Source organism: Wolbachia endosymbiont of Mansonella ozzardi (assembly GCF_020278625.1).
Classification (GTDB): Bacteria; Pseudomonadota; Alphaproteobacteria; order Rickettsiales; family Anaplasmataceae; genus Wolbachia.
Map to the genome: position 1 here is coordinate 1 of NZ_JADAKK010000056.1, position 7,619 is coordinate 7,619.

Genomic DNA, 7,619 nt, shown 5'->3' on the forward strand with positions numbered 1-7,619 from the left:
ACATGAAAGATGAAATAAAAGCTGCATGCGATGACGTTGCACTGAAGGGTACTATACTCCTTGCAGAGGAGGGCATCAACGCAACCATATCTGGTAGAAGAAACGCAATTGATAAAATATTTGATTTTCTACGTTCTGATTGTAGGCTGGAAGATCTTATGTGGAAAGAAAGTGAAGCAGAATATCAACCATTTAGTAAGATGAAAGTGAGATTAAAAAGAGAAATTGTAAACCTCGGCGTAAGCAATCTTGATATTTCTCTTAGAGGTAAATGTATTGATCCAGAGTATTGGGATGATTTTATCTCTCGACCTGACGTTTTAGTAATAGACACACGAAATGAGTACGAAGTAAAATTAGGCAAGTTTAAAAATGCAATTGACCCAAATACTCAATGTTTTCGTGAATTTCCTCAGTGGGCAAAGTCATTTTCTAAAAATAAAGACCTGAAAGTGGCTATGTACTGTACCGGTGGAATAAGATGCGAAAAATCTACAGCATACATGCAAAGCCTTGGATTTAACAATGTGTACCATCTTAAAGGTGGTATTCTTTCTTATCTTGAAAACACTCATAATAAAAATGGTAATTGGGAAGGTGAATGTTTTGTTTTTGACGATAGAATTGCTGTTAATAACTCACTTGTTCCAAGCGATAAAATAAAATGCATATTTTGCTCAAATCAAGTCCCAACTGGTGAACTGAAATCAGTCTCACGTGGTCAGGTGATTTGCTCTGATTGTAAAGCTTAACAATGAGAAAACTTGATTTATCTACACATGTCTATTCGGCTAAGCGATTTGAAATTAATTTGTAACTTCCTCTTTGAGTTGTGCAATTTCAGCTTTAGGAAGACCAGTAGGTTCAGCTATCAAGTCAACAGACACGCTAGCTTTAAGTAGGTTTTTAGCTTCTTAAATTTTTCCTTCTTTTCCACCTTTCTCTCTAGCATCATCAAGTTTTTGAGCAAGAACAGCCTTCTCATCTTGGATACTCTTTACCTCTTACTCATATGCTATGAACTCCTTTTCTAACCAGTTAACCTATTTAGTTCTTCATATGCTCTCTTCATTATTAAATCACTTCCTATTATTCTTTCCAATTCCATTTGGCTGGTTTTTCCGGCATACTTGAAGAAGCAGACCAATTTTTCGACTGTACTCTCCAATTGATCTTCCTTCGTCTTGGGAAATTTTGGCAGTTCAATAAATGTAAAATAAAAATCTTCTAAACCATGCTCATTGGTATCCTCATCCCGAATAGTGTGCTTTGATTTATACTCAGGCTTATCGGGAAACAGGATACAATCTAGTTTTTCATAAAAGTGGTACATTTTAACATAACTTTTATACTCACCTACTCGATAAAATTCCTAGATTCCAGCGTCACGCGCTGGAATGACAGATCTATGGGTGTATCCAAGTAGCCCCTTTTTTTATCATCCGAGTAGCTGACGCTGGGATCCATAGTACTACTTTAGCAATAAACACTTAAGAAATTTGCCAAATAAAAAAAAGGTAAAAGAAACCCCGTTAGCTAGTTACTCACTATCTATCTTTTAAATTGGCATTTTTTATTGTCTTAGACGTTTTAATAAAGCATTTTAGCTTGTATTTAGGTAAAAACCTTGAAAGTTTATAAAGATATTAGGTACAAATAGTGCAAAAAATTAAACAACAGCACGCTAAGTACATTGAGTTTTTTTGTTGTTTAATCTGTACGTACTGAAGATAAGCAACAGCTTCAGTACTGTGGTAAAGGTAATGGCAAAAGTTGTCAAGTGGTTTTTTGTTTCTATTAGAAACAGTTATTGTATACCTAGCGCGCTACCAAAAAGCTATTTTTTATTCAAGAAGTCTATTGGTGAGTTAACAAAAAACTGCTTGTAACTAGTTGTTAATACTATATAATGTATTATTTTTAATAAAGTTTAAATTGAAAGGCACATTGCATGAATAATAACGATCCAACAGCAAACCTACCACTTAGTATCAGAAAACTATCGTCAAACAAGTTCATAGAAGACATATATCAAGGCCAGTTTGAAGATCAAAGTAACATTTTATTTGAAGATTCTTTTATTAATAAAGTTAAGGAAGGAGATGTAGTAGAAGGTGTCATTACACGAATAAATCCTAATGACATCGTGGTCGACGTTGGCTTAAAGTCTGATGGGAGAATTCCAATCAAGGAGATTGGTTGCAACAATGAGGTTGTTGTTGGTTCTAAAATTAGAGTTTACGTAGAGAGAATTGAAGACTATCATGGTAATGTAGTTCTTAGCCGTGAAAAAGCAATTAGGGAAGAAAAATGGCATAAACTGGAAGAAGATACAGTTACAAAAGCTGAAGTCAGTGGAATTATCAAACGCTCAATTAAATGCGGCTTTATTGTTGATCTTGGCGATGGAATAAGTGCCTTTTTGCCGCTAAGTCATGTGGATCTGAAGAAAGTAAAAGATGCCAATCACCTTATTGAAACTGAGCAAAAGTTCATCGTGCTTAAAATGGATAAGAAACAGGGTAATATCGTAGTATCAAGGAAGTTAGTATTGGAAAAATTGCATGCTGGTGAAAAAAACAAGTTTTTAGAGTCTTTAAATGAGGGCGATATAATAGAAGGAAAAATAAAAAGCATTACTCATTATGGTGTATTCGTTGGCATCCATGAGTCAGATGCAGTAGGGGTTATAGATGGATTGCTACATATCACAGATATCTCTTGGAGTAGGGTAAGTCACCCATCTGCAGTTTTCATTTGTGGCCAGACTATAAAGGTCAAAATTATAAAAATAGATAAGGAAAATGCAAAAGTTTCCCTAGGTATAAAGCAGCTAGAAGATAACCCTTGGCAAGATGTAGAGTCAAAATATCCGATTGACAGCGTTCATAAAGGACATATAACAAGCATAGAAGATTATGGGTTATTTGTTGAACTTCAGCCTGGAATCGAAGGTCTAGTTCACTCATCAGAAATAACTTGGGTTAAGAGCAATCTACCAGTTAGTAGTCTTGTAACTAGGGGGCAAGAAGTGTCTGTTAAAATTCTCAGTATCGATACCACTAAAAACAGAATGAGTTTGAGTATGAAAAGGTGTGTAGATAACCCTTGGCAAGTGTTTGTCAATAAATACCCCCCTGGCTCCATTGTCTCTGGTAAGGTTAAAAATAATTCCGGCTTATATATATCTGTTATTTTTGATGATTGTGAAATAGATGAAAATGTTGAAGGGACAATTTATATACAAGATCTAAGTTGGTCTAAAAATGGTTCAGATGAGATAAAAAAGTATAATATAGGCGATGCGATAGAGGCAAAAGTAATAAGGGCTAACGTGAATCGAACAAGAATTCACCTTGGCATAAAACAAATAGAGTATGATCCACTTATAGAATTGATAAAGAAAGTCAAGTTAGGAGACAAAATGCAGGTTACCGTAGGTAAGAGAGAAGATGGTGGACTAGTTGTTGAAGTTGAAAATGATGTAACTCTCTTAATAGACCAAGAGCATCTACCGGAAAATAAAAAGTTTTCTGTGTCAGAAAAGATAGAAGTTGAAGTATCGGGCATTGAAGAATATAATATAATACTATCTGCTAAATGATTTTAATTTTAGCTTCGTGTAAATGGCAACGAAATCTAACATAATAACAAAGGTGGCAGAGAGGTATCCTTTCCTAGACAAAATGGTTATAGCGGCTATAGTCAACAGATTTTTTGAGATACTTTCGAGTACGTTGAAGCGTCATAATAGAATTGAAATTAGGGGATTTGGCTCCTTTTCAATTAGGAGTTATAACTTGAAAGAGACAAGTCACTTTATGTCACAGAAGTTTGTAAAAAATCAATACTTTAAAACATACTTTCGTAGCAGTAAAAAATTATCCTATTTAATAAATGAATAAAAGTTTATACAGTGAATAAAATGAAAGTGGGGGTAAAGTTAACGTTATACAATGAAAGTTTTTAGCATTGTATGCAAGTAGTAGAAATAGTTATATTTAACAGCGCATACAAAATATCTTGTGAAAGTGGAAAAAAGGATCATTTATTGTACCTTGCTAATAATTTTAACAAGCTAGTTAGCTCTATATTTCAAAAAACTGGCGGTAAGAGCTCAGAAGCATTAAGTCTCCTATTGCAGCACTAATTCTTGAGGATAAAGTTTTAGAATTAACAAAAAAATTGTACGAAATGAATCAAGAGTGTGAAAAGTATAGAAACGAGAAAAGAACGGAATACACTAAAGTGCTAAGTAGAGTAAATAAAATTATTGAGTGTATAAAGGGTTAGCTTCAATAAAGCAAGTAATTAAGTCCATTATCTTGCTATCTAAGTTGGAAGGAAGGTTTGTTTTGCTGGTTATATAGCAATATAATTCATAATCATCAAGATCAACTATCTTTTCATACTCGATTAATTCATTTAGGGAAAACTTATTGAGGTACTTCAGTGCAAAATACCCTAGAAGCATATCGGTTTCTTTGCACCCTCTATGCCAGCTTCTATACATCAGTTTTTTTCTTAATAAAGAGGTATCTGTCACTATTACTAAACTTTCTTTAAATTTAAAGGTTAAATTAAACACTTGTCAAGCGAGGCGCGTTTTAATATACTTAACATTTTGTTAATATCTAAAATACAGGTGGAATTAATCTCTAATCTTGTCAATCAGCTTAGTAATGGAGTATATGACCTTTTGTCGTTTGCCTTAATCATCTCTATTGTAGTGTTTGTGCATGAATACGGACACTATATTATCGCCAAAGCGTGCAAAGTTAAAGTTGAGTCTTTTTCTATAGGCTTTGGTCCTGAAATCTTTGTTTTTCATGATAAGTCTGGAACTAGATGGAAATTAAGTGCCGTTCCACTGGGCGGTTATATTAAAATGCTAGGAGACAGCAATGCAGGAAGCGTTCCAGCTGATCAACAAAAATTAACTGAAGAAGAAAAGTTATATTCACTTCATATAAAACCGCAATATAAAAAAGCAGCAATAGTTTTCGCAGGACCATTTGCAAACATGGTACTTGCTGTTATAGCTTTTACAATATTCTTTAGCACAGCAGGCTATTATCGCACTCCACCAGTGATTGGAAGTGTAATTAAAGGCAAACCAGCAGAGCAAGCTGGTTTATTGCCAGGTGACATTGTTACACAGATCAATAAATATAAAATAAAATATTTTGAAGATATTTCACGTGTGATAACATCGAATCCTAAAACAAGAATGGAGATTGAGTATAGTAGAAATAATCAGAAGCACAGGACCAGTTTAACTCCATTAACAATCAAGAACGAAGACGCTTTTGGTAACGTGATAGAAAGAGAAACTATAGGAGTTACTTCAGTCGATATAACAGGGCTAAAGCAATCATCTTTTCTTGGAGCTATGAACCTATCAGTAAGTGAAACTTACCACGCTATGTGCTTAACAATCAAAGCTCTTTTTCAAATTATCGTTGGTAAGAGAAGCATAAATGAAATAGGTGGACCAATAAAAATTGCAAAATATTCAGGACAATCAGCTAAACAGGGATTCACTATGGTTTTATATTTCATAGCGATTCTTTCAGCTACTTTAGCTGCGATTAACTTGCTGCCAATTTTACCATTGGATGGTGGGCATTTATTTTTCTACGTTGTAGAAGTGATCATGCGCAGAGATTTGAGTTTGAAATGTCAAAAATATGCTGCCACTTTTGGTGCTACCGTGTTGTTCTTGCTGATGGCAATTGCGATCTCGAATGATATCAGACATCTTTTTTAAATAAATATGAAAAAACTGTTTTATATATTAATGGTAATTTTTGTCTCTTCTCCTACACTAATTGTTGCTTCGGAAAACGAAAAAAAGACGCAGATAAAGGATATTAAATACGTTGGTAATGAACGAATCGGAAGCCAAACAATAAAGTTTTATACGAAATTAGAACCTAGTAGTTATGTAAACAACGACGACATAGATTCAATTATAAAGGTTTTATACAAAACAAAGTTATTTGCTAATGTTAACGCTTACATCGATGATGAGAAAAACTTGATAATAAAAGTTCAAGAAAACCCATTAATTAACAAGGTAATATTGAAAGGTAATAAGCTATTTAAAAGTAAAGAACTGTTAAATAACGTGATTCAATCAAAACCCTTAACTATTTTTGCTGAAACAAAATTACAAAATGATTTACTGAATTTAGTCACAACTTATAGAAACAACGGTAAGGTTGGTGCTAAAATTGAATATGAGCTGAATAAGCTTGATGGCAATAGGGTTAATTTGGTCTTTAAAATAAAAGAGGGTAAAACATCTAGAATTAAGGACATAAGATTTATAGGCAATAAAAACTTTTCAGAAAATGAGCTAGAACAAGCTATTAAAACGCAAAGTAATGATGTATTTAATAAGTTATTCAGAGCTATTTTAAAAGGTGGAAATCATTACTCACCACAGTATTTGTTAATCAACGAGGAATTGCTTAATCGCTTCTATTCATCCAAGGGATATATCAACAATAGTATTCAGCCGATTGCTGAAGTTGATAATAACAATCAAGTGATATTAACTTTTTTGATTGATGAAGGAGAGCAATATTTGTTTGGAAGCAATAAAATTGATGTTGAAGCTAAAATTCAAGACCCAAACCTAAAAGAAGAGATATTAGAACTAATAACTGAGGAAGGTAACAAAGTATTTGATAAGGTTAAAATTAGTGATACGGTAGAAAAAATAAACAAGTATTTAAACGGGAGAGGATATATATTTGCAAAAGTTAATCCAGAATACGCAGAGCGTGGCAATATTATAGATGTAACTTATAAGGTGCTGCCAGGTAAAAAGATTTACATAAATCAAATTATAATAGACGGTAATAACCGTACTTTAGACAAAGTAATCAGAAGTAAGCTCAGCGTAGCAGAAGGTGACGCTTATAACACATTTGAGATTCAAAAATCGCATAGAAAATTGATTGGTAGTGATTTTTTTGAAGCAGTAAAAATAGATAGTTATGCAATTAATGATGATTTAATAAATCTTAACTTAAATGTTAAAGAAAAAAACACCACCTCGTTATATTTAGGAGGAGGTGTATCTTTTCCTGGCAGAGCATTTTTTAAAACTGATTTTAAAGACCGTAATTTGTTTGGTAGCGGAAAAGAGCTCTCCTTTGCCATTGAGAAAAGTCAATACGTATTTTCGACCGATTTAGAAGCCGTTGAAAATAATTTTAATGGCTCCGATACATCATTAGGTGTAGGCGTGTTCTATGAAAAACAAGATAAGCCAAACACCACTTTTGATAGCTGTGACATGGGATTTTTTACAAAATTATCACATAAAGTCACAGAGAACTTAACTAATTCCCTCCGCTATTCTTATAAGTATAACCATATACACTTGGATAATAAGGGTGGAAAGGACGGTGGTATCCCTGAAATAATACGGGACAGAGAAGGTGAATATCACATTTCATCAGTAGGATACACATTAGCGTATAATAAATTAGATAATCTATACGTTCCAAGAGATGGTTATTTATTGCGCTTAAGCCAGGACATCTCAGGATTGGGAGGAAACGTAAATTTCTTCAAATCCGAATTTTTGTCTTTTTATGCACATC

General features: G+C 33.4%; 6 protein-coding genes and 2 pseudogenes. 6 read left to right on the top strand and 2 right to left on the bottom strand.

Annotation, left to right across the window (positions count from 1 at the left end; genetic code table 11):
• Nucleotides 1-2 precede the first annotated feature (2 nt).
• Nucleotides 3-752 carry an oxygen-dependent tRNA uridine(34) hydroxylase TrhO gene (gene trhO, locus IHO40_RS04955; protein WP_225537039.1) on the top strand — a complete coding sequence of 250 codons (750 nt, stop codon included), beginning with the start codon at nucleotides 3-5 and terminating at the stop codon, nucleotides 750-752.
• Nucleotides 753-806: 54 nt separating this feature from the next.
• Here the strand turns inward: trhO and IHO40_RS04960 are convergent.
• Nucleotides 807-1,357 (bottom strand): annotated as a pseudogene (locus IHO40_RS04960) (PD-(D/E)XK nuclease family transposase); the annotation flags it as partial.
• Between the two features lie 594 nt (nucleotides 1,358-1,951).
• On the opposite strand from IHO40_RS04960, the gene IHO40_RS04965 reads away from it, so the two are divergent.
• The 3 genes and pseudogenes from IHO40_RS04965 (at nucleotide 1,952) to zapA (ending at nucleotide 4,293) form a co-directional block, all read left to right on the top strand.
• A complete protein-coding gene (locus tag IHO40_RS04965; protein WP_225537040.1) occupies nucleotides 1,952-3,604 on the top strand; it encodes a 30S ribosomal protein S1 in 1,653 nt (550 codons plus the stop codon).
• A 22-nt stretch (nucleotides 3,605-3,626) separates the two neighbouring features.
• The gene (locus IHO40_RS04970) at nucleotides 3,627-3,905 is read left to right on the top strand and encodes an HU family DNA-binding protein (protein ID WP_225537041.1); all 279 of its coding nucleotides are present in this window, start codon (nucleotides 3,627-3,629) and stop codon (nucleotides 3,903-3,905) included.
• Nucleotides 3,906-3,976: 71 nt separating this feature from the next.
• Nucleotides 3,977-4,293 (top strand): annotated as a pseudogene (zapA, locus tag IHO40_RS06130) (cell division protein ZapA).
• Here zapA and IHO40_RS04980 read toward each other — a convergent pair.
• Nucleotides 4,271-4,546 carry a succinate dehydrogenase assembly factor 2 gene (locus IHO40_RS04980; RefSeq protein WP_368666780.1) on the bottom strand — a complete coding sequence of 92 codons (276 nt, stop codon included), beginning with the start codon at nucleotides 4,544-4,546 and terminating at the stop codon, nucleotides 4,271-4,273. The pseudogene zapA and the gene IHO40_RS04980 sit on opposite strands and share 23 nt — an antisense overlap.
• A gap of 99 nt (nucleotides 4,547-4,645) precedes the next feature.
• On the opposite strand from IHO40_RS04980, the gene rseP reads away from it, so the two are divergent.
• Both rseP and bamA read left to right on the top strand, forming a co-directional pair.
• The gene (gene rseP, locus IHO40_RS04985) at nucleotides 4,646-5,770 is read left to right on the top strand and encodes an RIP metalloprotease RseP (RefSeq protein WP_368666781.1); all 1,125 of its coding nucleotides are present in this window, start codon (nucleotides 4,646-4,648) and stop codon (nucleotides 5,768-5,770) included.
• A gap of 6 nt (nucleotides 5,771-5,776) precedes the next feature.
• On the top strand, nucleotides 5,777-7,619 hold a 1,843-nt coding region (gene bamA / locus IHO40_RS04990), incomplete at its 3' end, for an outer membrane protein assembly factor BamA (protein WP_225537045.1).

Bases quoted from the DNA above. Each gene is read 5' to 3' on its own strand.
- trhO (WP_225537039.1), top strand. From the start codon at position 3: ATGAAAGATGAAATAAAAGCTGCATGCGATGACGTTGCACTGAAGGGT.
- IHO40_RS04965 (WP_225537040.1), top strand. From the start codon at position 1,952: ATGAATAATAACGATCCAACAGCAAACCTACCACTTAGTATCAGAAAA.
- IHO40_RS04970 (WP_225537041.1), top strand. From the start codon at position 3,627: ATGGCAACGAAATCTAACATAATAACAAAGGTGGCAGAGAGGTATCCT.